This window comes from Thioalkalivibrio sp. ALMg9 (assembly GCF_000380625.1).
GTDB lineage: Bacteria > Pseudomonadota > Gammaproteobacteria > Ectothiorhodospirales > Ectothiorhodospiraceae > Thioalkalivibrio > Thioalkalivibrio versutus.
In genome coordinates, this window is record NZ_AQYC01000009.1 from 965,076 (window position 1) to 987,069 (window position 21,994).

Annotated in this window: 23 protein-coding genes and 2 pseudogenes; 16 read left to right on the forward strand and 9 right to left on the reverse strand. The window is 67.0% G+C overall.

Annotated elements, in window-relative coordinates; all coding sequences use genetic code 11:
• Positions 1 to 38: 38 nt before the first annotated feature.
• Positions 39 to 1,145, reverse strand: coding sequence for an AmmeMemoRadiSam system radical SAM enzyme (amrS, locus tag F792_RS0113700; protein WP_018170081.1), 1,107 nt, complete (start codon positions 1,143 to 1,145; stop codon positions 39 to 41).
• Between the two features lie 85 nt (positions 1,146 to 1,230).
• On the opposite strand from amrS, the gene amrB reads away from it, so the two are divergent.
• The 4 genes from amrB to F792_RS0113720 all read left to right on the forward strand — a co-directional run bounded on the left by amrB (position 1,231) and on the right by F792_RS0113720 (position 4,297).
• The gene (gene amrB / locus F792_RS0113705) at positions 1,231 to 2,031 is read left to right on the forward strand and encodes an AmmeMemoRadiSam system protein B (protein WP_018170082.1); all 801 of its coding nucleotides are present in this window, start codon (positions 1,231 to 1,233) and stop codon (positions 2,029 to 2,031) included.
• Positions 2,028 to 2,606: an AmmeMemoRadiSam system protein A gene (gene amrA, locus F792_RS0113710; protein ID WP_018170083.1), complete on the forward strand. Its 579-nt coding sequence runs from the start codon at positions 2,028 to 2,030 to the stop codon at positions 2,604 to 2,606. The genes amrB and amrA overlap by 4 nt, the downstream gene beginning before the upstream one ends.
• The gene (locus F792_RS0113715) at positions 2,596 to 3,210 is read left to right on the forward strand and encodes a rhomboid family intramembrane serine protease (protein WP_018170084.1); all 615 of its coding nucleotides are present in this window, start codon (positions 2,596 to 2,598) and stop codon (positions 3,208 to 3,210) included. Before amrA ends, F792_RS0113715 begins: the two co-directional genes overlap by 11 nt.
• A 76-nt stretch (positions 3,211 to 3,286) precedes the next feature.
• Entirely contained in the window at positions 3,287 to 4,297 is a 1,011-nt protein-coding gene (locus tag F792_RS0113720; RefSeq protein WP_018170085.1) for an adenosine deaminase, read from the forward strand.
• A 24-nt stretch (positions 4,298 to 4,321) separates the two neighbouring features.
• Here F792_RS0113720 and F792_RS0113725 read toward each other — a convergent pair whose 3' ends face one another.
• On the reverse strand, positions 4,322 to 4,810 hold the full coding sequence (locus F792_RS0113725) for a PleD family two-component system response regulator (RefSeq protein WP_018144221.1): 489 nt from the start codon (positions 4,808 to 4,810) through the stop codon (positions 4,322 to 4,324).
• A gap of 242 nt (positions 4,811 to 5,052) precedes the next feature.
• Between F792_RS0113725 and F792_RS0113730 the strand changes: the two genes are divergently transcribed.
• Positions 5,053 to 6,417, forward strand: coding sequence for a diguanylate cyclase (locus tag F792_RS0113730; protein ID WP_018170086.1), 1,365 nt, complete (start codon positions 5,053 to 5,055; stop codon positions 6,415 to 6,417).
• Positions 6,418 to 6,438: 21 nt separating this feature from the next.
• Here F792_RS0113730 and F792_RS0113735 read toward each other — a convergent pair whose 3' ends face one another.
• Together F792_RS0113735 and F792_RS0113740 are read right to left on the reverse strand one after the other, a co-directional pair.
• Complete coding sequence (locus F792_RS0113735; protein WP_018144223.1) at positions 6,439 to 6,900, reverse strand: glycine zipper 2TM domain-containing protein; 462 nt, start codon at positions 6,898 to 6,900, stop codon at positions 6,439 to 6,441.
• A gap of 134 nt (positions 6,901 to 7,034) precedes the next feature.
• Positions 7,035 to 8,567, reverse strand: coding sequence for an AAA family ATPase (locus F792_RS0113740; protein ID WP_018170087.1), 1,533 nt, complete (start codon positions 8,565 to 8,567; stop codon positions 7,035 to 7,037).
• Between the two features lie 135 nt (positions 8,568 to 8,702).
• Here F792_RS0113740 and F792_RS0113745 point away from each other — a divergent pair, with 135 nt between their 5' ends.
• From F792_RS0113745 to F792_RS0113755, 3 genes are all read left to right on the forward strand, one after another.
• Entirely contained in the window at positions 8,703 to 9,407 is a 705-nt protein-coding gene (locus F792_RS0113745) for a TVP38/TMEM64 family protein (protein ID WP_018170088.1), read from the forward strand.
• A gap of 123 nt (positions 9,408 to 9,530) precedes the next feature.
• Complete coding sequence (locus F792_RS0113750; RefSeq protein ID WP_018170089.1) at positions 9,531 to 10,274, forward strand: class I SAM-dependent methyltransferase; 744 nt, start codon at positions 9,531 to 9,533, stop codon at positions 10,272 to 10,274.
• A gap of 138 nt (positions 10,275 to 10,412) precedes the next feature.
• Positions 10,413 to 10,736 (forward strand): hypothetical protein, encoded by a 324-nt coding sequence (locus F792_RS0113755; protein ID WP_018170090.1) that lies wholly within the window; start codon positions 10,413 to 10,415, stop codon positions 10,734 to 10,736.
• A gap of 15 nt (positions 10,737 to 10,751) precedes the next feature.
• Here F792_RS0113755 and F792_RS0113760 read toward each other — a convergent pair whose 3' ends face one another.
• Positions 10,752 to 12,188, reverse strand: a complete 1,437-nt coding sequence (locus F792_RS0113760) for a diguanylate cyclase (protein WP_018170091.1) — start codon at positions 12,186 to 12,188, stop codon at positions 10,752 to 10,754.
• A 172-nt stretch (positions 12,189 to 12,360) separates the two neighbouring features.
• Between F792_RS0113760 and F792_RS0113765 the strand changes: the two genes are divergently transcribed.
• Positions 12,361 to 13,353 carry an MDR family oxidoreductase gene (locus F792_RS0113765; RefSeq protein ID WP_018170092.1) on the forward strand — a complete coding sequence of 331 codons (993 nt, stop codon included), beginning with the start codon at positions 12,361 to 12,363 and terminating at the stop codon, positions 13,351 to 13,353.
• 52 nt (positions 13,354 to 13,405) lie between these two features.
• Positions 13,406 to 13,762 (forward strand): hypothetical protein, encoded by a 357-nt coding sequence (locus F792_RS0113770; protein WP_018170093.1) that lies wholly within the window; start codon positions 13,406 to 13,408, stop codon positions 13,760 to 13,762.
• 58 nt (positions 13,763 to 13,820) lie between these two features.
• Here F792_RS0113770 and trxC read toward each other — a convergent pair whose 3' ends face one another.
• The 3 genes from trxC to F792_RS0113785 form a co-directional block, all read right to left on the reverse strand.
• Complete coding sequence (trxC, locus tag F792_RS0113775) at positions 13,821 to 14,255, reverse strand: thioredoxin TrxC (RefSeq protein ID WP_026182010.1); 435 nt, start codon at positions 14,253 to 14,255, stop codon at positions 13,821 to 13,823.
• Positions 14,256 to 14,331: 76 nt separating this feature from the next.
• Positions 14,332 to 15,207: a cupin-like domain-containing protein gene (locus tag F792_RS0113780; protein ID WP_018170094.1), complete on the reverse strand. Its 876-nt coding sequence runs from the start codon at positions 15,205 to 15,207 to the stop codon at positions 14,332 to 14,334.
• A gap of 38 nt (positions 15,208 to 15,245) precedes the next feature.
• Entirely contained in the window at positions 15,246 to 15,821 is a 576-nt protein-coding gene (locus F792_RS0113785; RefSeq protein ID WP_018170095.1) for a hypothetical protein, read from the reverse strand.
• A 149-nt stretch (positions 15,822 to 15,970) separates the two neighbouring features.
• Between F792_RS0113785 and F792_RS0113790 the strand changes: the two genes are divergently transcribed.
• Positions 15,971 to 16,897: a patatin-like phospholipase family protein gene (locus F792_RS0113790; protein ID WP_018170096.1), complete on the forward strand. Its 927-nt coding sequence runs from the start codon at positions 15,971 to 15,973 to the stop codon at positions 16,895 to 16,897.
• Positions 16,898 to 16,982: 85 nt separating this feature from the next.
• Entirely contained in the window at positions 16,983 to 17,939 is a 957-nt protein-coding gene (locus F792_RS0113795) for a pentapeptide repeat-containing protein (protein WP_018170097.1), read from the forward strand.
• On the opposite strand, the gene F792_RS0113800 is transcribed toward F792_RS0113795, so the two are convergent.
• Positions 17,919 to 18,098, reverse strand: a complete 180-nt coding sequence (locus F792_RS0113800) for a hypothetical protein (RefSeq protein WP_018170098.1) — start codon at positions 18,096 to 18,098, stop codon at positions 17,919 to 17,921. The genes F792_RS0113795 and F792_RS0113800 overlap by 21 nt on opposite strands.
• 199 nt (positions 18,099 to 18,297) lie before the next feature.
• Between F792_RS0113800 and F792_RS0113805 the strand changes: the two genes are divergently transcribed.
• From F792_RS0113805 to F792_RS14290, 4 genes and pseudogenes are all read left to right on the forward strand, one after another.
• Complete coding sequence (locus tag F792_RS0113805) at positions 18,298 to 19,854, forward strand: EAL domain-containing protein (protein WP_018170099.1); 1,557 nt, start codon at positions 18,298 to 18,300, stop codon at positions 19,852 to 19,854.
• A gap of 7 nt (positions 19,855 to 19,861) precedes the next feature.
• Complete coding sequence (locus F792_RS0113810; protein WP_018170100.1) at positions 19,862 to 20,635, forward strand: hypothetical protein; 774 nt, start codon at positions 19,862 to 19,864, stop codon at positions 20,633 to 20,635.
• 55 nt (positions 20,636 to 20,690) lie between these two features.
• A pseudogene (locus F792_RS14285) lies at positions 20,691 to 21,101 on the forward strand (PAS domain-containing protein); the annotation flags it as partial.
• 270 nt (positions 21,102 to 21,371) lie between these two features.
• Positions 21,372 to 21,986: pseudogene (locus tag F792_RS14290) on the forward strand (diguanylate cyclase); the annotation flags it as partial.
• Positions 21,987 to 21,994: the final 8 nt, after the last annotated feature.

Sequence of the window (21,994 nt, forward strand, 5' to 3'; positions counted from 1 at the left end):
AACTAGGTCGCGGAGAGGGACTTTTCAAGCCCTGCGAATCAGCCCCCCCGAAAATCGGCTAGCCGCACCGGCTGACGCCGCGCGCCCCAGTTGCCGGGGAGCGCCTCGAACACCCCGGGCACCGATGCCCCGCAGGCGTTGCAGCAACCATCGGCGGTCAGTTTCCAGTCCGAGAGTTCGTACCCGTCGCGGCCAATCACGCGTTGCCCGCAGCCCGCACACCAGGTGCTCTGGCCCTCCGTGTCATGCACATTGCCGGTATACACGTGATGGAGACCCTGCTCGCGAGCGATGCGCCGCGCCCGCTGCAGCGTATCGATCGGCGTGCGCGGGTGTTCGGTCATCTTGAAATCCGGATGGAAGGCGGTGAAATGCAGCGGCACATCCGGCCCCAGATGCTCCCGGACCCATTGCGCCATGGAGGTGATCTCCGCATCGCTGTCGTTCTCCCCCGGGATCAGCAGCGTGGTGATCTCGACCCAGGTATCGGTCTCGTGCACCAGCCATTCCAGGGTGTCGAGTACTGGCTGCAGATGGGCCCCGGTCAGCTTGTGATAGAAGCGCTCGGTAAATGCCTTCAGGTCCACGTTCGCCGCATCCATGGCGGCAAAGAATTCGCCGCGCGCCTGCTCGGTGATGTAACCGGCCGTCACGGCCACCGTGCGGATATCCCGGGCGCGGCAGGCCGCCGCCACGTCGATGGCGTACTCGTGGAAGATCACCGGGTCGTTGTAGGTAAAGGCCACCGCGCGACAGTCCAGCGCCTCGGCGGCACGTGCAATGGTCTCGGGATCAGCGCGATCGGCCAGCGTGTCGATCTCGCGCGACTTGCTGATGTCCCAGTTCTGGCAGAACTTGCAGGCCAGGTTGCAGCCGGCCGTGCCGAACGACAACACCGGACTGCCCGGGAGGAAGTGATTGAGCGGCTTCTTCTCGATCGGATCCACGCAGTAGCCGGAGGAACGCCCATAGCTGGTCAGCACCACGGCATCGTCGAGATTGGCGCGCACAAAGCATGCGCCGCGCTGTCCGGGCTTCAGCTTGCAGTAGCGCGGGCACAGATCGCACTGTACGCGGCCATCCTCCAGGGCATGCCAGTAGCGCGTGGGGACGGTGAATGCGTCGTGTTCGGGGATGTCGTTCATATCCAGTCCAGACCGTGATTCATGGTCTTGAATATGAGGACACAATCCCAATATTCAACAACATAATTCTTGATGGAGCCCCCCAATGACGGCACAGCCCCGCATCCGCGAGCCCGCCATCGCGGGCCAGTTCTACCCTGCCGATCCCGAGGAGCTGCGCGCCACGGTCACCCGCTTGCTCGATGCCGTCCCACTCGTAGCGGACGCGGCGCCGCCCAAGGCCCTGATCGCGCCGCATGCCGGCTACCCGTACTCCGGCCCGGTGGCGGCCTCGGTCTATGCGCACATCCGCCCCCTGGCGGGGAAGATCCAGCGCGTCATCCTCTTGGGTCCGTCGCATCGCGTGCCCTTCCGCGGCATCGCGACCACTACGGCAACGGCCTACCGCAGCCCGCTGGGAGACCTCCCCGTGGACCACAAAGCCCTGGAAGCCATCGCGGACCTGCCCGGCGTCCAGTTACTGGACATCGCCCACGGACCGGAACACAGCCTGGAGGCCCACCTGCCGTTCCTGCAGGTGGCACTGGGGACATTCGAACTCGTCCCGCTGGTGGTCGGGGATGCCTCGTCCGAGCAGGTCGCGAGCGTGCTGGAACGGCTGTGGGGCGGCCCGGAGACCCTGATCGTCGTGAGTTCGGATCTCTCCCACTTCCACGACTATGCCACCGCGTGCCGCCTGGACACGGCCACCACCCGTGCCATCGAACAGCTGGACGAACACGCGCTGGGGCCGGAACAGGCCTGCGGCTGCCGGCCGCTGGCGGGCTTGTTGCGGCTCGCGCGGCAGCGCGGTCTCACCATCACCACACTGGACCAGCGCAACTCCGGCGACACCGCCGGCCCGCGCGACCAGGTGGTCGGCTACGGCGCCTGGATGCTGCAATGACGCACACCATCGACCTGCCCGCGCCGGCGCGCGAGCGCCTGCTGGAACTGGCCGCGGATGCCATCCGGCGGGCCGCGCACCATGCCCCCGCCCGCCCCATTGCACTGGAACAGGAGCCCGACCCGCTACCCGATCCCGGCGCCAGCTTCGTCACCCTGAAGCAAGGGGAAACCCTGCGCGGCTGCATCGGCACGCTGGAGGCCCACCGGCCCCTGGCCGCGGACGTCCTGCACAACGCTCGCGCGGCGGCGCTCAATGACCCGCGCTTTCCGCCGCTGCGCACGTCGGAACTGGCCGGTCTCGCCTACTCGGTCACGCTGCTGACCGCGTCGCGACCCATGGAGGCCGCGCAGCGCAAGGGCCTGCTGGATCAGCTACAACCGGGCCGGGACGGCCTGGTCGTTCAGGCCGGAGCGCGCCGCGCCACCTTCCTCCCTGCGGTCTGGGAACAACTGCCCGACCCCGAGACCTTCCTCGATGCCCTGCTGCAAAAGGCCGGGCTGGCGCCGGGCGGCTGGCCCGACGGCCTGCAGGCCTGGCGCTACGGGTCCTTGGAGGTTGCCGGTGAACTTTGAACCGAGTGTGACGCTGTACCTGATCGTCGCCACCGTCGCGGTCTCCCTGCTCGCATGGCAGAACCCGCGCTGGTTGCAGGCGATGATCCATCACCCGCCATCGGTGCAGCGCGGCGAATACTGGCGCCTGGTGACCCACGGCTTCATCCATGCCGATGGCACCCATCTCGCATTCAACATGATCACGCTGTTTTTCTTCGGCATGGCCATGGAGCGCGTGCTGGTGCCCGCGATCGGCATGGGCGGCTTCGTGCTGTTCTATCTGGCCGCCATCGTCCTCGCCAGTCTGCCAAGCCACCTGAGCCATCTGCGTGACCCGGGCTACCGCTCGCTGGGCGCTTCCGGCGCGGTCTCCGCGGTGCTGTTCGCCTACATCCTGCTGCAGCCGTGGTCGCTGTTGTTCGTGTTCTTTATCCCGGTCCCGGCCATCGTGTTTGCGGCGCTCTATGTCGGCTATTCGCTCTATGCCCAGCGCCAGAACCGCGACAACATCAACCACAGCGCCCACCTGTGGGGCGGCGCCTGGGGCATCGCCTTCATGCTGTGGCTGGAACCCGGCCTGCTGGCGCGGTTCTTCCAGGAACTGCTCTCGCCCCTCGGGTGACCCCGGTTACTTGTCGGGCGCCCCGGGCAGTTCTAGCCTCTGCGCACTTTCCTCCCCGACACCGCAGGATCCCGCCATGCAAGACGCCATCGCCACGCTCCCCAAGGTCGAGCTGCACCTGCACATCGAGGGCTCCCTGGAACCCGAGCTGATGTTCGCCCTGGCCGAGCGCAACAATGTCGAGCTCCCGTATGCATCGGTCGAGGAGGTTCGGGCCGCCTACCAGTTTCACGACCTGCAATCCTTCCTGGATATCTACTACGCGGGCGCCTGCGTCCTGCTGACCGAGCAGGATTTCTACGACCTGACCTGGGCGTACCTCGAACGCTGCCGGGACGACCACGTCCGCCACACCGAGATCTTCTTCGACCCGCAGACCCACACCGAACGCGGCGTGCCCTTCGCGACGGTCATCGACGGCATCCACCGCGCGCTGGTCGACGGCGAACGGGAACTCGGCATCACCAGCCGCCTGATTCTCTGTTTCCTGCGCCACCTGAGCGCCGAGGCCGCGATGGAGACCCTGGAGACCGCCCTGCCCTGGCGCGAGCACATCCACGCGGTCGGGCTGGACTCCGCAGAGCTGGGCAACCCGCCGGAGAAATTCCAGGCCGTGTTCGAGCGCGCGCGGGCCGAGGGATTCCCCGCCGTGGCGCATGCCGGCGAGGAGGGGCCACCGGACTACATCTGGCAGGCACTGGACCTGCTCAAGGTCACGCGCATCGACCACGGCGTCCAGGCCGAGCAGGACCCCGACCTGATGCAGCGCCTGGCGCGGGAGCAGATCCCGCTGACCGTCTGCCCGCTGTCCAACATCAAGCTGTGCGTGTTCGAGCGCCTGGAACAACACAACCTGAAGCGCCTGATGAACGCGGGGCTGTGCGTCACCATCAGCTCGGATGACCCGGCCTATTTCGGCGGCTACGTGGGGGAAAACTTCCGCGCCACGGCCGCGGCCCTGCAGCTGGACCTGGATGACCTGGAAAAACTGGCACGCAACGCCGTCGACGCCGCGTTCCTGGAAGCCAGCGCAAAACAGCGCCTGCACGACGAGATCGGCGACTGGCGGGCCCGGCAGGCCGCCTGAACCGCGAGTGCGGGTCCGGGATTCCTACCCGGAGAAGCGTGTCGGGCGGGCCGGAAGACGCCCCTTCGCCACCAGGCGCTCGATGCGGGTGAACACCTCTCCGCGGCCGAAGGGTTTCTTCATGAAGTCGTCGGAGCCGATGCGATCGAGGAAGAACTGCTCGACCGCGTCCTCGTTGCCGCTGATCATGATCACCGGCACCTTCGCGGTGGCGGGGTCCCGGCGCAGTTGACGCAGCATGGCAAACCCGGTCATCCCGGGCAGGAGGATATCCAGGAAGATCAGGTCCGGTGGATTCTCGCGCGCCAAAGCCAGCGCCTCCTCGGCATCGCCGACGCCAATCGGCTCCAGCTCGTTCTGCTTGAGCATGCTGGTGAGCAGCGCGACCACCGTGCGCGAATCATCCACCACCAGCACCCGCAGCCCGCGAGCGGCCTCCTGGCGTGCCTTTGTACGCCGCTCGCCAGCCTTGCCGAACCGCAGCAGACTCCCCATTCGCTGCATGTAGCTCATGCCGGACTCCTTTCCCCTGGCCGTAGTGTGTTGTCGCACGCCAGATGACCGCATTGTTCCCGTGCCCGCACGCGCTGTCCAGCGCGCCTTGACGGCTCGTTTGAAGCCCGGTGCGAAGACGCGCATTATCCTGGTTTGCCTGCGGATCACTGAATGGAGTCAGGGCCCAGCATGACGGCAGACACGCTCCGGCCGCCGGGCACGGCCGCGCCCCGGCGAGACCGCCCAATGGACGGCCCGCCATGAAGATCCTGGTCGTCGACCACTCCCGCGTATTCCGGGCGCTGTGGAGCCGCATGGTCCTGGCCGCCGGACACAAGCCGATCATGGCCGCAAGTGGTGCGGAGGGCCTCGCCCGCATCGAGGAAAACGACCTCGAGCTGGTCTGCGCCTCCATTACCCTGCCCGACATGAGCGGGATCGAGTTCTGCCGCCAGGCACGCGCCAAACCCGCCGGCCATGATCTGCCGCTGATCCTGCTGACCACCAAGCAGGACCACGACATACGCCGCGCGGCCTTCGAGGCCGGCGCCACCGATCTCCACGACAAGACCAACATCCGTGACCTGTTCCACCAGGCCGCACGCTACGGCCGGCCGGTGGAACACGCCCACGAGGGGCATGTGCTGTATGTCGAGGACAGCCCCACCGTCGCCCGGGTGATGACTCGCATCCTCGAGGGTATGGGTCTGGAAGTAGCGCACTTTCGCAGCGCCTCCGCCGCCCTGAATGCCTTCGACGAGGGCACCTGGGATCTGGTCCTGAGCGATATCCTGGTCGAGGGCGACATCAGCGGCATGGGGTTGGTCAGCCGCCTGCGCCACCGCTTCCCCGACAAGACCAGCCTGCCGATCGTCGCGATGTCCGGCCTCGACGACCCGAACCGACGCGCCGAGCTCTTCCGCCTGGGGGTCAACGACTTCGTGACCAAGCCGGTGCTGGAAGACGAGGTCCGCGCCCGCATCGGCAACCTCCTGGCGAACAAGCGCCTGCTCGAGGAAGTCCAGAGCCAGCGCCAGAAACTCTACGACATGGCGATGATCGATCCCCTCACCGGCCTGCGCAATCGCAATGTCCTGGCCGAATGCGCCGCACGCTTCTTCACCGAAGCCAACCAGAAGGACATGGCCCTCAGCCTGATCCTGCTGGATATCGACCATTTCAAGCAGATCAACGACAGCCACGGCCACCTGGTGGGCGACGAGGTCCTGGTTGGCATCGGCGAACTACTGCGCACCACCGGGCGCGAGGTCGATGTGGCCCTGCGCTTCGGCGGCGAGGAATTCCTGCTGGTCCTGCCCGAGTGCGACCTGTTCGATGCCCATACCCGTGCCGAGGAGCTGCGCCAGCAACTGCGCGAACTCCAGCCCGCCGGACTGACCATTACCGCCAGCTTCGGCGTGACCAGTCGTCCCTGCGGTCGCGAGATCGACATGAACGACCTCTTCCGGGTCGCCGACCAGGCCGTCTACCAGGCGAAGAGCGAGGGGCGTGACTGCGTCGTCTCGCGCACCCTCGATGCTGGAGCCGAATCCGACTTCCAGGACACCCGGACCGCCGACGACTCGCCCGGGCCGGGGCAACCGACCCCCGAACCGTCTGTCTGAGACGCGGACCAGGCCCGCCACTCAGCCCTGGATACGCCAGCTGCCGTCCGGCTGCCGACAGGCGGTCCCGTACACCTGCTCGGTCTGGCCTCCGATCACCGCATCGATGGTGTACTCGCGGCACGGGCCGGCGGTGGTCTCGTAGGTCCGCGTCGGCACCACGGTGTACTGGTTGCCGCTGTCGGGATTGACCCACCGCGAGGGCACACCCGTCCGCACACTCTCCAGGGTCTGGGCCGTCTTCAACCGGTCGACCTCGTCCATGGACTGGCCCACCGAGCCACCGATCGCCGCGCCCGCGAGGGTGCCGGCGATGATCGCCGCGGTCCGGCCACGCCCGGAGCCGACCTGCGAGCCAAGCACGCCCCCCAGCACGCCGCCGATCACCATCCCGGCCTGTTCCTGCGACCCTTGATAGGTCGCACAGCCGCCGAGACCCAGGACCGCCGCCAGGACAATCGCGAAAGAAACATTGCGCCACATGAGCATTCCTCCACCGGCGACCCGTATCCGAACCCGTGGGGGACCGGGACCCGTACCGGCTCTGGCGTCCCCCTGACCGGAGTATAGGCCACCCGGGGCCCACGCTCCGGCGCCCGGAAAACCAGGCCGGGCGGTCAGCCGGGCGGCTTCGGCGGGCCGGACGCGGCGCCCTTCGGCTCCGGCTTCGACGCATTGATCGCGCGCTGGAAGACCCAGCTCTTGATCTCGCGGATCTGCTCCACCATGGTCCGCGACAGCGGTACCGTGTTGATCACGTTGCGGATCACGTCGCGCTGGTTGAACACCCGCCCCTCCTGGTAGGCGTCGATCCGCGCCGACTTCACCGCCTGCTCGATCTCGGCCCCGCTCCAGTCCTCGGTGCTGGCCGCCATGTAGTTCAGGTTGAAGTCCTCCAGGTTGCCGCCGTGACGCTCGACGTGGATGCGCAGGATCTCCTTGCGCTCATCCACATTCGGCAGGTCGAGGAAGAACAGCTGGTCAAAGCGCCCCTTGCGCATCAGCTCGGCCGGGAGCTGCTGGATGCGGTTCGCGGTCGCCGCCACGAACACCCGGGGCGACTTCTCCTGCAGCCAGGTGAGAAAGCTGGAGAAGATGTTCACCTTGCCGGCGCTGCCCGCGGCGTGACTGTCGAAACCGAAGGCGTTCTCCAGCTCGTCGACCCACAGCACCATCGGCGCGATCTCCTCGGCGATCCGGGTGGCCCGGGCAAAGGCGTATTCCGGGGTACCGAAACTGCCGGACAGCACCAGGCTCATGTCCAGCCGCACCAGCGGCAGCCCCCAGGCGGTGGCGATGGCCTTGGCGGCCATGCTCTTGCCGCAGCCGCTCACCCCCATGAACAGCACCCCGGCCGGCAGCGGGACGTTGTCGTTCCAGGCCTTCTCGGTGAACAGGTCGGCGCGTGTGCGCACCCATTCCTTGAGGTTCTCCAGACCGCCGATATCCTCCAGCGAGCGCTGTGGCGGATAGAACTCGAGACAGCTCTCCTTGCGCAGGATCTGGCCCTTCTCCTCCTGGATCTCGGCCAGCATGTCGGCCTCGGGCAGCGGCTTGCCACGGAACAGCCGCGCACTCAGGTGCCCGACCTCGTTGAGCGACAGGCCGCGCATTCCCGCCGCCACCCGGAACAACTGCTCGCGCGGGACCGCCTCGGCGCCGCGGGTGTGTTCGAGCTGCTCCAGCACCTCGGCCTCGGACGGCAGGTCCACCTCGACCAGGAAGACCTCCTTTTTCAGGATCTCCGGCAGCTTCAGCAACGGGCAGCTGAGGAACACCACGTTGCGCCCCTTCTTCAGCTGGTAGTACAGGTCGCGCACTCCGCGCACCAGCGCCGGGTTGTCATCGAACCACATGGGCAGATCCTTCAGCAGGACCATGCGCGGGGCATCCGTCTCGCCGGCCGCCACCCGCGCCACTGCCGCTACCGGGTCCGTCGTCGGTGCATTCGGGTCGTCGTGCTCGCCAAACCCGTGACTCGCCGACCAGACCTCCAGGTGGCCGTCTTCGCCGTAGAACGAGCGTGCGACCGAACGCAGCAGCCGCTCCATGCGATCTTCGTCCCAGCCGAGAAGGTAGAACACCGGATAGTGCGACTTGAGCCCGCGCAGGATCTTGTGTGCCGTCTGATTCTCCAGCTTCTTGCTCAATGCGCGTCTCCTCCCCGGGTACCTGAGCCGAGTGTACCGATCCGCGGCGCCGATGCGACCTGCCACCGAACCTTGGGATTGCGCATCCGCTACTCTGACCGCATCACGCCGGACGCTCCCCGGAGGCCCCGCTCAATGACGCACCCCCGCCCCCGACCCAACGGGTTTTCCCGCGCCAACATCGGGCGCGGCCTGCTGGTGCTGCTGATCGCGCTGGGCATCGGCAGCGCGCTGTGGGTGGGCGATCCGGTACGCCTGCTGGCCTGGGGCGATGCCGTCGCGGGCGGCCCCTGGGCCACGGCAGGGCTGGTGCTCCTGATGGCCCTGATGCTGACCTTTGCCCTGCCCGGCACGCTCATCCTCTGGTTGATCGCCCCGTTCCATCCGCCCCTGTTAGCCATCGGTCTGCTCCTCGCAGGTAGCGTCAGTGGTGCCTGGGGTGCGTACCGCGTGTCCGCCCGCCTGGCGCGCCATCCCGATCACGAACGCCGCGAAGACGCCTGGCTAGCCGATTTCCTGCACCGCCACAGTGGCCTCGCCACGCAGATCGCGCTGCGCGTGCTCCCCGGCTTTCCCCATTCGATGGTCAACTACGCCGGCGGCGCGCTGGGCCTTCCACTTGGCCGTTTCCTGCTGGCAGCCGTGCTTGGGCTCGCCGTCAAATGGAGCGTGTACGCCACCGCCATCCACGGGACCACCGACGCCCTCGCGAGCGGCGAGGCCCTGCAACCGCAAACCCTCCTGCCCCTGTTTGCGCTGGCGGTGCTGTTGCTACTGGGCGCCGCGCTGCGCCACCGGATTCAGCGCCGCCACTCACGGCACATTGAGACCGACGAATGACACAGCGGATGGCGCTGACCCGCCCACCAAACCGAGAACGGCTTCCCGGAGTCTACCCAGTCAGCCTGTGACCACCCGTCAGGTTGGTTACACTGTTGCGCACCACTCAAGCCCGGCCACCGCGTGACCCACGATACTGCCCCGCAGCAACATTCGGACATCGGCGACGTCAACCAGCGCTTCTACGATGGCTTGTGGGCGGACACGCGTCTGGTGCACCCGGAGCGCTTCAACACCTGGAGCCTGGTGTCCAGCCTGGCCGAATCGCATACCCGCCGGCTCGAAGTCGGGCCCGGCATGCGCCCGCGCCTGCCGATCGCCGGCACCCACTTTGTCGATATCAGCCCACCGGCCCTGGCGGCACTGGAAAGCGCGGGCGGCATCACCCACACCGCCCCCATCTCCGCCCTGCCCTACGCCGACCAGAGCTTCGACCTGGTGTGCGCGCTGGACATCGTGGAGCACGTGGAAGACGACGAGGCGGCCCTGGCCGAGCTCTCGCGGGTGGCGGCACCCGGGGCCCGGGTACTGCTCTCCACCCCGCTACACCCGGAATACTGGACACCGTTCGACGACATCGTCGGCCACTACCGGCGCTATGAACCGGCCAAGCTGACGCAACTGCTGGAACGCCACCACCTGCAGATCGAGCAAAGCGCAATCTTCGGCATGAAGCCCAAATCCTCGCGCCTCAATGACCTCGGCATGTGGTTCCTGCAACGTCATCGGCCGGTCGCGATGAAGGTCTACAACCGCTTCCTGATGCCCCTGGGACTGCGCCTGCAAAAGCCCCTCGAATTGACCCCCGGCATGGTCGCCACCGACGGCGTCGAAGAGGTCTTTCTGGTCTGCCGCCGCGCCTCCTGAAGCAACACGCCCCCGGCTGCCCCTGACACGACCCGGGTCGGTGGCGACTCAAAGCCCCGCTCCGCACCGGGCCTGCTTGATGGAAACCCTAGTCCGGGCGTACTGTCTATGCAGGTAATACTCCCGCGAGACCATCCAATGCTCGACCTGCTGCGTTCACGTTCCACCTATAGCGATCAGCGCTTCCAGTTTTCCCTGCTGGTGCTGGCCACCGGCTTCGTGCTGACCCTGCAAAACCCGCAGGCGCAGGAATCCGCTGCGGAACTGTTCTCCAAGGTGGAGTTCCCGAATTTCGCCCAGGTCCAGGACATGCGTCCGCAGCTGCCGCCACCGTGGATGGAAGGCGATCAGCTGGTGAGCGAAGACAGCGAGTCGGTCCCGGTCGTCACCCTGCTTGAACGCGAAGATGCCCGCTCCGCCGATCCGCGCGAACGCCCGACGCGCGCCGCCGGCGCAGAATAACCCCGGCGGGGGTAATCAGAGCCCCGCCGCGCAGACCCGGTTGCGTCCCTCGCGCTTGGCGCGGTAAAGCTGCCGGTCCGCCTCCCCCAGAAGATCCTCCGGCGCCACGGATCGCCCCCCGTCGACTGCGGATACTCCGAGACTGACCGTCACCGCATCCGTCACGTTATCCGGGTGGCCCAGCTGCAACGATTCGACCTTGCGGCGCACCCGTTCGGCGACCGCCCGCGCACCCTCCAGCGTGGTGTCCGGCAGGATGCAGGCAAACTCCTCGCCGCCATAACGCGCCACCAGATCGGTGGGCCGGTGTGCCGCGGCGCGCAATACCTCCGCGACCTGGCGCAGGCAGTCATCCCCACGCTGGTGGCCAAAGCGGTCGTTGTACGGCTTGAAGTGGTCAATATCGATCATCAACAGCGCCAGGTTCACCTCGCGCCGCGAACCGCACTCGCGCTCCAGCACGGCATCGAATTCGCGCCGGTTGGCGAGGCCGGTCAGGCCATCTACCCGCGCCTGGCGTGCCAGCTCCGCCTCCACCTCCTTGCGCGCGAAGGTGCCGGCGATGATATCGGCTACCACCTGCAGCACGGCGATCTGTTCGGGGCTCCACTCGTAGTGCCGGGCCACCGAATCAAGGCCCAAAAGCCCGAAGGCCTTCTGATCACTGATCAACGGGATGAGCAACAGGGACTCGATATCCTGGCGCCGGAACTCGGCCTGCTCCACCACCGCAGCCTCGGGGAGCGCACCCACATCGGGGACGTGCACCGGGTGTCCCTGCCGAATCTGGCGGGTCACCCAACCATGCGCCTCCATGGGTATCCCTTGCATCTCGTCGAGAAAGGGGCCGACCCCGGGCGCGCACCACTCGCTCACCAGGTCCATCGTCTCATGGTCCGGGCGAAAGCAGATCACGTAGGCTCGCCCCATCCGGAAGAACTCGCCCAGACGTTGCAGGGCCTGCACAACGGCCGCGTCCACCGCGTCCGCCGACAGGTCCGCAAACTGCGCGGAGATCGCCGAGACCACCTCCTGCAACCGGTATTGGTGCTGTGCCCTGAGTTCCAGTTGCTTGCGCTCGGTGATGTCCTCGCCCATCACGCTGGCCCCAAGCAGCGTGCCCTCGGTATCGAAAAACCGCTGGGCATACCAGGACAGCGTGCGCTGTTCGCCACTACGGGTGCGGATGGTGGACTCCAGGCCCGCGATCTCGCGGCCTTCGTGAATGATGGCCTGCCCCTCGGCGTAGACCGCTACGCGATAGTCCGGGTCGGGGAAAAGCCATTCCCAGATACTCGCGTGTCCCACGACTTCCTCGCGGCTATAGCCACTGATCCGTTCCGCCGCCCGATTCCACAGCGTCACCCGCCCCTCGGGATCCAGGGTATTCACCCAGACCGGGGCGTATTCAATGATCTGTGAATGGAAACACCCGGAGGGGTCTGCCGCCATGATGATCCTCGCAACGGGAAACAATCGGCGCGTGGCGCAACGCCGCCCGGCGAACACGCGCAATCCCGTTCGCCCATCTCAATGAGGTTAGCAACATTCCCCGCCCTTCGCGCCAGAAAAGACGGCCGTTTGTTAGGCTGCCGTTGCATTCCCTGACGAGACGCTGATTCGCATGACCGAATCCTTCAAGGCCCTGCTCCTGGAACAGCAGCCCGACGGCCCGGTGGCCACGATCCGGACACTCACCCTCGACGACCTGCCCGCGGGCGAAGTCCTGCTCCAGGTTCACTATTCGGGGCTCAACTACAAGGACGGCATGATCCTGCAGGGGCGGGGCAACCTGGTGCGGGATTATCCCCACGTGCCGGGCATCGACCTGGCCGGGACCGTGCTCGAATCGGCGGACCCGCGCTACCGCCCGGGCGATCCCGTCGTGCTGACCGGCTACCGTGTCGGCGAGGCCCACTGGGGCGGTTACGCCCAGCGCGCGTGCGTCCGCGGCGACTGGCTGATCGCTCAGCCGTCCGGATACAGCGCGTGCCAGGCGATGGCCGCGGGCACCGCCGGCTTTACCGCCATGCTGGCGGTGCAGGCCCTGGAAGATCACGGATTGCAACCGAGCACCGGCGAGGTTCTGGTCACCGGTGCCTCCGGCGGCGTGGGCAGCATCGCCGTGCGGCTCCTGGCACGCCTGGGCTACACGGTCACCGCCGTGACCGGACGCCCGGAGAACGCCAACTACCTGCACCAACTGGGCGCCAGCACCATCTTGGCTCGCGAGGCGCTGGCCGACGCGCCGGCCAAGCCGCTGCTGGGCGAACGCTGGGCGGGCTGTGTGGACACGGTCGGCGGCGACATGCTGGCCCATGTACTCGCCGGGATGGCGTACGGACGTTCGGTGGCCGCCTGTGGCCTGGCCGGCGGCGCGCAGCTCCAGACCACGGTCCTGCCGTTCCTGCTGCGCGGGATCAACCTGCTGGGGATCGACTCGGTCCTGTGCCCCGCCGAGCGGCGGCGGGGCACCTGGGAGCGCCTGGCCGCTCTGCTCCCCGGGGCCGATCTCGACGCCATCACCAGCGAGATCGGCCTGGAAGACCTGCCGGACTACGGCGAAGCGATCCTGAAGGGCCAGATCCGCGGCCGTACAGTAGTCCGGCTGGATTAACCCCCGTCGAACTCGAACCGACTATGCTGGGCATACCACCCTGGAGGCGCCCGTGACCGAACTCGAAACCCGTCTAAAGCACATCCGTGACCGTCTGGCCGAGCTGGAGGCCATGGCCCGCGAGGACACCACAGAGGCCGCCCACCGGGTCACGGCCGAGTTGACCCGGGAGCTCAATCAGGCAATCGAGGACGCCGCCGACAGGACCGAAGGCACCGACACGCCTGCGGCCAGCGAGCCACGTGCGCCCCGCGACCCGGTCGAAAAATGCCCGCGCTGCACCCTGCGCAGCTTCACCTTCCAGGACGGTACGATCCGAGAACGTGCGAACCAGCCGGGGCATTTCGAGGCGCAATACCACTGCATGAGCTGCGGCCACGAGGCCTGGCGCGAACTGGGCAGCCGCTGATTGATTACCGTCGGCACCCTACGATGCTGACGACCGCGACGAAGCCACCTTTGCCCGGCTAAACCTGGCTCTGGGTCCAGCGCACGATATCCGCCGCCCCCATCGCGCCCGCCTGGCGCGCCACTTCGCGTCCGCCGCGGAACAGCGCCAGGGTCGGGATACTGCGGATCGCAAACCGCCGGCCCAGCTCCGGCTCCGCCTCGGTATTCACCTTCGCCAGCCGCACGGTCGGCTCGAGATCCGCCGCAGCCTGGCGGAACTGCGGGGCCATCATCTTGCAGGGGCCGCACCACGGCGCCCAGAAGTCCACCAACAGCGGGATATCGTTGCGCTCGAGGTGGCGGAGGAAATTCGTGGCGGTCAGTTCCAGCGGATCCTGGCCGAACAACGACCGATGACACTGGCCACACTTCGGGCCGGCACCCAGCCGTGTCGCAGGGATTCGATTCACCGCGTCACAATGCGGACAGACCACGTGCAGGGCTTCACTCACGGCAGCACCTCGTTCCAGGCAGAAGAAGAAAAGGCCAGCACCCTGATCTTACTCCGCGAGCGCGTGCCTGGATCCATCAGGCCGCGGGATGCCGGGCGAGAAAGTGTTCGGTGCGTTCCACCGCGCGGCGTTCGTTGCGGTCGTTCCAGGATTGCCCGACCAGTTTGCGCATGGTGCCCTCGATGGTCCGCGTCACCAGCAGGTTGCTCAGCATCCGCGCGACATTCGGCAGGTCACGCGGAAACGCCCGCAGTGCCATGGAAAAGCCGATGTCGTCATACAGCACGTAGTGCCAGAACCCCGGCGGGATATAGAGCACGTCCCCGTGGTGCAATTCGGCCAGGTGCCCCCGCACATGCCGCAGGGCCGGATGGCGCTGGTAGTCGGGATCCTCGAAGTCCACCGAGGCCAGCGCACTGAACGAGAAAGGCACGTGATACATGTACGGCGTGTACTCGGGAGCGACCAGCAGTACGCGTTTCGGCCCGCCAAAGTGGCACAACAGGATATCCGGGCGGTCGATGTCGAAGTGCATCTGCACGCGCGCGTCCTTGCCGCCCATGAACAGCACGGGCAGCTTGCGGAACAGTCGCAAACCGATGTCGGGAAACTCGAAGTCGCGCGCCAGCGTCGGCCGGGCGGCAAACAGATTGAAGAAGAACAGGCGCAGATCGCGCTCGCCCCCTTCCAGAAGGTCCAGATACTCCGCCAGCGGCATGTGCAGGGACGCGGCGTGCTGATGCTCGTTGTCGCGCGCGGGCCGGCTGTCGTACAGCGGCACCACGGCATCCCCGGCGACCTCGCGAAAATAGTCGGGTGTCCAGCGCTCCCGTGCCGGCCACTCTCGGGTCAGCTCCTCCAGGATCACCGGTTGCGCGACCGCCTTGTACTGCCGCAGGAACGTGTCCGGTTCGACAAGCCCGACCCGCTCTACCGGCGTAGTCTCGATCATTTCCGCTCCCGTTTCCTCGCTCGGGGAAGCCCGTCAGCCTACCAAGCCCGCCCGCAGCGCGCGATGCTGCGCTGCGGCAACAGCCAGGCAGACAGCAGATGCGTGAGCCACCACACCCCGGAACATACCGCCATGACCACCGCCAGCCATGCCACAGGGTGCATCCACTCCTGCACCTGCCCACCCGGACCCAGCACCCAGTTCACGTTGTTGTCGGCATCCGCGAGCGCGAAGGTCAGCAACAGGATGACCCAGCCTAGCCCCACCATGTAACGCCAGGCACGGGGGTCATACCCGAGACGCCAGACCATCCAGATCAGCACGAACGGAAGCGGCAGGTGGTAAAGCGACAGCAGGCGCACGAACAGCGGGATCTCGGGGTTGAACATGTAGTGCACAACCCCCAGCGGGGCCCAGCCCCAGACCGCCATGCTCAGCAGGAAATCCAGCACCCAGCCCAGCTCCAGAAGCACGACGGCCACCAGCATCATGCTCGCGATCCGGCGACTCTCCAGCCAGGCCGCCAGCAGCCCGCCCAGTAACGCCACGTTGGAAAACCAGAGGAAATTGAACCAGCCATGCACCACGGCATACACCGGAACCAGCACCAGCAAGAAGGCAAGATAGCTCCACTTGAAGGCGCGGGGGACCCTCTCGCCACTCCCTGTTGTGACCCGCATGCGCGACCCTCTGCTTGCCCGTCCGTGCATTCGGGCTCAGGGTAGCAGCATGACACCCACACGCCCCGGAAGCGCATCGCCCCATGAAACGGCTGTCGTTCCTTTTCCTCGCCCTGTTCCTGGCCACCGCCCCGGTCGCACTGGCTGCAGACACCGCTGAACCGCCCACCCCCACCATTGGCCTGGCGCTGGGCTCGGGCGGGGCCGGGGGGCTGGCGCATATCGCCATGCTGCAGGTGTTCGACGACCGGGGGGTTCTGCCCGACCGCATCACCGGCACCAGCATCGGCGCCGTGATCGGCGGCCTGTACGCCGCGGGGCTCGATGCCGACGAGATCTTCGACCTGTTCGACGACTTTTCCGGATCCGAGCTTGATGCCCTGACCGGGCTGGCGCGCTCCGAGATCAAGCTGCTGGACCTGGTCCCCCTGCGACTGGGCCGCAATGCCCTGTTCGATTCGGGCGAGTTCCTGCGTTTCCTCGCCGAGCACACCGAGGCGCGCGACTTCGACGACCTGCGCATCCCCTTCGCCGTGGTCGCCACCGACTTTCGCACCGGCGAGAGCGTGGTGATCGACCAGGGCGACCTTTTCCTGGCGATCGAGGCAAGCATGGCAGTGCCCGGCCTGTTCGAACCGGTCCGGCACGACGACGGCCAGACCCTGATCGACGGCGGGGCCTCCAATCCACTGCCCTATGATCTGCTGCAGGGCGAATACGACTACGTGATCGCCGTGGACGTGTCCGGCAATGGCTCGCCGAACGCCACCGAGGACATCGGCATCACCGACCTGCTGTTCAAGAGCTTCAGCATCATGCAGGGCTCCATCATCCGCCACATGACCCGCCTCGACCCGCCGGATCTCTACCTGGTACCGGATACCGGTGGCATCCGTTTGCTGCACTTCAACCGGATCGACGAGATCCTGGAGAAGGCGGAGCCCGCCGCCGGGGAACTCCGCGACCAGCTCGATACCTGGGGCATCCAGCCCCCGGCCCCCAGCCGGTAATCCGTGCCCAGAAGCCCTGTTCCATGCCCTATACTCGCGGCATCCACCGTAACGGACGCGGTGCCAAGGGAAGCCAGCAAGAACCGTGACCAGCGATAACCCCGATCCCCGGCCAGACGCAAAAGATCCGCCCCCGGGAACCGGCGACGGACGCCATGAGCTGTGGTTTACCCGACGCGATGATCAGGTATGCGGGCCCTACCCTCAGCGCTCGATCGGGCGCTTCCTGATCCTGGGCCGGCTGCGCCCGGATGACCAGGTCAGCCTCGACCGCGAGACCTGGTGGCGCATCGACCAGCGCCCTCACCTGATCCCCGAAGAGTTGCAGAACGCCCACACCCCGGAGGGCCGCGAACGCCTGAACCAGGCCCGCCTGCGCGAGGACGAACGCCGGCGGGAACGGCGCGACGACAACCCGCCCGCCGAGATCCGCGAGCGCCGCAAGGGGGACCGCCGTTGTCCCGAATCGCCCGCGACGATCTCCCATCGCCAACAATGGGCCGAGATACTGGAACGGCCGGCGCCGCCCTGGAGTGAGTGGGTCCGCGGGCCGCGGCCCTGGATCGCGGGTGGCCTTGCAGTCACCCTGGCCATCGGCCTGCTGCTCGCCTTCGGGATTGCCTTGGAGCGCGACCCCGGGCCCAACTGCGAACAAGCCGCGGGGCCCGGGGTCAACTGGAACTACTGTGACAAGGCCGGTGCCGACCTGCGCGATGCCGACCTGACGGGCGCGTCACTTCACAGCACCCGCCTGGCCGGCGCGCGCCTGCACGGTGCACGGCTGACCGACGCGGATCTGCGTTTCGCGGACCTCGCCCTGGCCGGACTGGAGGGCGCGAATCTCGCTGGCGCCAACCTGACCGGCGCGGACCTGATCCAGGCTCGCCTGGTCGACGCCAACCTCGAGAATGCCAATCTCGCCCACGCCAACCTGACCGATGCCGACCTCTCCGGTGCCCGGCTGGACGCTGCTTACCTAAGCCGCAGCATCTGGACCGACGGCCGCATCTGCGCCCGTGACTCAGTCGGGAGCTGCGACTGACCCGCGGGCGCGCCCTCCACGTGCCACGCCCGGATCCGGATCGATTCCCAGCTCCTCGGCCACCTCCGCCCAGTACGGCTCGGCCTCGCAGGAACAGCAGTCGCACCAATCGGTGACACCGTCATGCATGCTGATCCGGCTGCGCAGGGCCTGCGGCATTCGCGTTCCGGATGTTTCGTGCGACATCGTCGCGCCCCCATCTCCGCCCTCTTTCCGATCCTGGTTCATGGCAACACCTCCCGGCACGGACTCCTCATTCTGACCATAGACGTTGCCGAATCTCCGTGACATTACGGGTACCGGCCTGAGGTCCGCCCCGTGCTACTCTCGATCCGTTCGATTCCAGCCCCTGGTGAATATGATCACCCGACGCGACAAGGTCCTGCTCTCGGTCTCCGCCGCGACCCTGCTCGGCATCCTGCTGCCGCTCGCCGCCCTGGGCTGGTTCCTGTGGCAGGAGTCCGTGGTCGCCGAGGAGAAGCGCCTGGCCGAACTCTCCCAGCGCCTGGGCGAACAGACCGAAGCCGCGCTGGTAGACGCCCGCGAACTGCTGGACAGCCTCAACCAACTGGACCTGGAACCCTGCTCCCCGGAGCACCTGGAACGCCTTCAGGACGCGGCCATCGCACGGCCTCATGTGCGTGCCATCGGGTACTGGCGCGCGGCCGAACGCCAGTGCGGTGCGGGGTTTGTCCAGGGCGAGGCCCTCACACCACCGCGTGCCAGCCGCATCTACGACACCGGCGTGGTCGCCTGGTGGCCGAGCGCGGACACCGCCGTGGGCGGTGTGGAGCTGTTCCTGATGCGCTTCGGCCAGCATGATGTCGCGATCGACCCACGCCTGTTGATCAGTCCGGGCCTGCTGGACAAGCAGCGGGTCGGCCTGTGGGTCGAAGGCCTTCCCATGAGCCGCTATCCCGCTGACGCCGACCTGCCATCACCCGCCGCCACCCCCATTGGCCTGAGCGTCGACCGCGCCCAGGGACGCATCGTCAGCCGCTTCTCGCTGGACACGATCTTCCCTGTCGACATCATTGCCGTGCAGCCGCTGGCGGCCTTCTGGGATCGCTACCTTTCCACCCTGATCGTGGCGGGCATCTTCGGGCTGCTCCTGGTGACCCTCTGGCTACTCCTGGTCCTGCATTACCTGCGCCGCCACCTGAGCCTGGCCAGCGAGCTGCGCGAGGCCATTGCCAACGAGCGCCTGAGTGTCGAGTACCAGCCCATCGTCGACCTCGCGGACGGCCGTTGCCGGGGTGCCGAGGCCCTGGCCCGCTGGCATCGCGAGGGCGACGAGACCATCCGCCCGGATGTCTTTGTGCCGCTCGCCGAGGACACCGGGCAGGCCACCGATCTGACCCTGGCGATCCTGCGCGCGATCCTCCGCGATCTGGGCGACAACCTGCGGGCGCATCCCGAGCAGGCCATCAACCTCAACATTACCGGCCACGACCTGGCCTCCGACCGCTTCGGGGATGCGTTGCGCAAGGCCCTGCGCGAGGCAGGTGTCGCACCCTCCGCGATCAAGCTGGAGCTGACCGAACGCTCCCTGCTCAACGAAGACGCCATACGCGCCCGCCTGCGGGAACTGCGCCGGCGCGGCCACCACATCGCCATCGACGACTTTGGCACAGGATATTCGAGCCTTTCCTACCTGGAACGTTTCGAACTCGATACACTAAAAATCGACAAGACCTTTGCCGATGCCATCGCCCACGAAGCGGTGACCAGCAATGTCATCGGCCACATCATCGAGATGGCCCGCTCGCTCAATCTGCAGATCGTCGCCGAGGGCATCGAATCGGCCCACCAGGTGGAATGGTTGCGCGCGCAGGGCGTGGAAGGCGGACAGGGCTACCACTTCAGTCGGCCCTTGTCCGCCGAGGCCTTCCGCGACTGGTGCCGCCAACACTGAGGAGACCATGTTCCAATCTTCGAACACCCGTCGCTCGGGCCGCATCCTGGCGCTCCCCCTGTTACTGTCCGCGATGGCCTCGGGCTGTGCCCTGTTGCCGGTGGAGCAGGATGCACCGGCTCCCACTGGCGACCGCCCCGCCTCCGAACCCACGGCGCCGGAAACCGATACGGCGCCACCCGCAGGCACCGATAGCCAGCCCGAAACGGATACGGATACGGATACGGCCGCAGGTACGGATACGGATACCGAGACGGAAACCCGCTCGACGGAACCCACCGAACCGTCGCTGGGCCTGCACATCGCCCGCTCGTCCAGTGCCGAAAGCGAACGACGCGTCTTCCTGAGGGAACAGGGTCACGAAACCCTGGACCCCGGTCGCCTGGGCTACTACATGGACGTCCTGGGGGCCCGCCTGCGCCAGGAGTTGTCCGGACAACCCAGCGCGATCGATCATCAGGATTCGGGTATCCGTGTGACCCTGCCGGAAGGTGCGGACCAGGCCCGCGCACTGGATACCATCGGCCGGCTGCTCGACGAGTTTGGTGCCAGCCTGGTGACCGTCATCGCGCATGGACACGGCATGGACGCATCCGACACCTCATCGGAGGGCACGGAGGACGATGCGATGGCGGCGGGCCGCCGCCTGGAGAACGCCGGGGTCGCCCCCGAACGCCTGGTCCTGCGCGTCTTCGGCACCACCACTCCGGCCGGGAACCTCGGCAGCGAGGCGTTCTCCCCGCAGATCGAGCTGCTGATCCAGCCCCTCGCCGCCAGCTGATCAATCCAACCACCACGCAATACCGCCTGCGCCCCGAAGAAGGACTTGATTCGCCATGAACGCGACCGCAGCCGACCAGCCGGAGAACACAGGGACGGCCCCGGGACCGGGCATCGAATCGCCCACCACGCACCCCGAGATGGAACCGGACAGCACCGTCTATCGCACGCTGCTGGAATCCACCCGCGCCATCCCGTGGAGGATCGACTGGGCCACCATGCGCTTCACCTATATCGGCCCGCAGATCGAGGCGTTGCTGGGCTGGACGCCGGAGAGCTGGGTCAGCATCGACGACTGGGTGGAGCGCATGCACCCGGACGATCGCGAATCGGTCGTCAACTTCTGCGTCACCCAGTCGCAGTCCGGGGTCGACCACGAGGCGGACTACCGCGCCCTGACACGGGACGGGCACTACATCTGGATCCGCGATGTGGTCCACGTAATGCGCAAGAACGGCGAGGTCGAGGCCCAAGGGCAACACTGACCAATGTACACGCTCGCGTTGGCACCCCAGGTTTTCCGAGACCAGGCGCGTCGTGCAACAGGTAGTGGTTCTACCTGTAAGCGGCGCAACGCAGGATCGGGGAACCTGGGGTGCCAACCCCGAAGGGGCTCGGCCGCTTTTGCGCGCGCACAGCGTTGCGGTTCCCTTTTGCAGAATGACTGCACGGCAGTCACCGCGCCTTGTTCGCACGCAAAAGCGACTCGAGCGCGAGCGTGTACATTGGTCAGTGTTGCCCTCCTCGGTTTCATGTTCGACATCAGCGAGCGCAAGCAACAGGAAGAAGAACTACTGCGCCTGAAGTCCGAACTGGAGGCCCTGTCCTACCGCGACTCGCTCACCGGCATCGCCAACCGTCGGCAGTTCGACCTCGTACTCGAACGCGAGTGGGCCCACGCCCGGCGCGACAAGCGCCCGCTCTCCGCCATCATGCTCGATATCGACCATTTCAAGGAATACAACGACCGCTACGGGCACCCGGCCGGCGACGGCTGCCTGCAGCGGATCGCCACCTGTCTCGCCGGCGTCGTCGGCCGCGAACAGGACCTGCTGGCACGCCTGGGCGGGGAGGAGTTCGTACTGATCCTGCCGGACACCGATATCGACGCGGCCCACGCGCTGGCCGAGCGCTGCCTGCAGCGCATCCGCGAGGAGGCGATCCCGCACGCGAGTTCCCGCGTGGCCCCCACACTGACCGCCAGCGCCGGGGTCGGCTGCCTCACCCCCAACGAGACCCGCCACGCCACGCAGGTGGTCGAGGCCGCGGACCGCGCCCTGTACCAGGCCAAGCGCGGTGGGCGCGACCGGGTCGCCATTGCCGCGGCCGACACCGCCGAACCCAGGCCCTGAACCATCCC

Bases quoted from the DNA above. Each gene is read 5' to 3' on its own strand.
- amrS (WP_018170081.1), bottom strand. From the start codon at position 1,145: ATGAACGACATCCCCGAACACGACGCATTCACCGTCCCCACGCGCTAC.
- amrB (WP_018170082.1), top strand. From the start codon at position 1,231: ATGACGGCACAGCCCCGCATCCGCGAGCCCGCCATCGCGGGCCAGTTC.
- amrA (WP_018170083.1), top strand. From the start codon at position 2,028: ATGACGCACACCATCGACCTGCCCGCGCCGGCGCGCGAGCGCCTGCTG.
- F792_RS0113720 (WP_018170085.1), top strand. From the start codon at position 3,287: ATGCAAGACGCCATCGCCACGCTCCCCAAGGTCGAGCTGCACCTGCAC.
- F792_RS0113725 (WP_018144221.1), bottom strand. From the start codon at position 4,810: ATGAGCTACATGCAGCGAATGGGGAGTCTGCTGCGGTTCGGCAAGGCT.
- F792_RS0113730 (WP_018170086.1), top strand. From the start codon at position 5,053: ATGAAGATCCTGGTCGTCGACCACTCCCGCGTATTCCGGGCGCTGTGG.
- F792_RS0113735 (WP_018144223.1), bottom strand. From the start codon at position 6,900: ATGTGGCGCAATGTTTCTTTCGCGATTGTCCTGGCGGCGGTCCTGGGT.
- F792_RS0113745 (WP_018170088.1), top strand. From the start codon at position 8,703: ATGACGCACCCCCGCCCCCGACCCAACGGGTTTTCCCGCGCCAACATC.
- F792_RS0113755 (WP_018170090.1), top strand. From the start codon at position 10,413: ATGCTCGACCTGCTGCGTTCACGTTCCACCTATAGCGATCAGCGCTTC.
- F792_RS0113760 (WP_018170091.1), bottom strand. From the start codon at position 12,188: ATGGCGGCAGACCCCTCCGGGTGTTTCCATTCACAGATCATTGAATAC.
- F792_RS0113765 (WP_018170092.1), top strand. From the start codon at position 12,361: ATGACCGAATCCTTCAAGGCCCTGCTCCTGGAACAGCAGCCCGACGGC.
- F792_RS0113780 (WP_018170094.1), bottom strand. From the start codon at position 15,207: ATGATCGAGACTACGCCGGTAGAGCGGGTCGGGCTTGTCGAACCGGAC.
- F792_RS0113790 (WP_018170096.1), top strand. From the start codon at position 15,971: ATGAAACGGCTGTCGTTCCTTTTCCTCGCCCTGTTCCTGGCCACCGCC.
- F792_RS0113800 (WP_018170098.1), bottom strand. From the start codon at position 18,098: ATGCCGCAGGCCCTGCGCAGCCGGATCAGCATGCATGACGGTGTCACC.
- F792_RS0113805 (WP_018170099.1), top strand. From the start codon at position 18,298: ATGATCACCCGACGCGACAAGGTCCTGCTCTCGGTCTCCGCCGCGACC.
- F792_RS0113810 (WP_018170100.1), top strand. From the start codon at position 19,862: ATGTTCCAATCTTCGAACACCCGTCGCTCGGGCCGCATCCTGGCGCTC.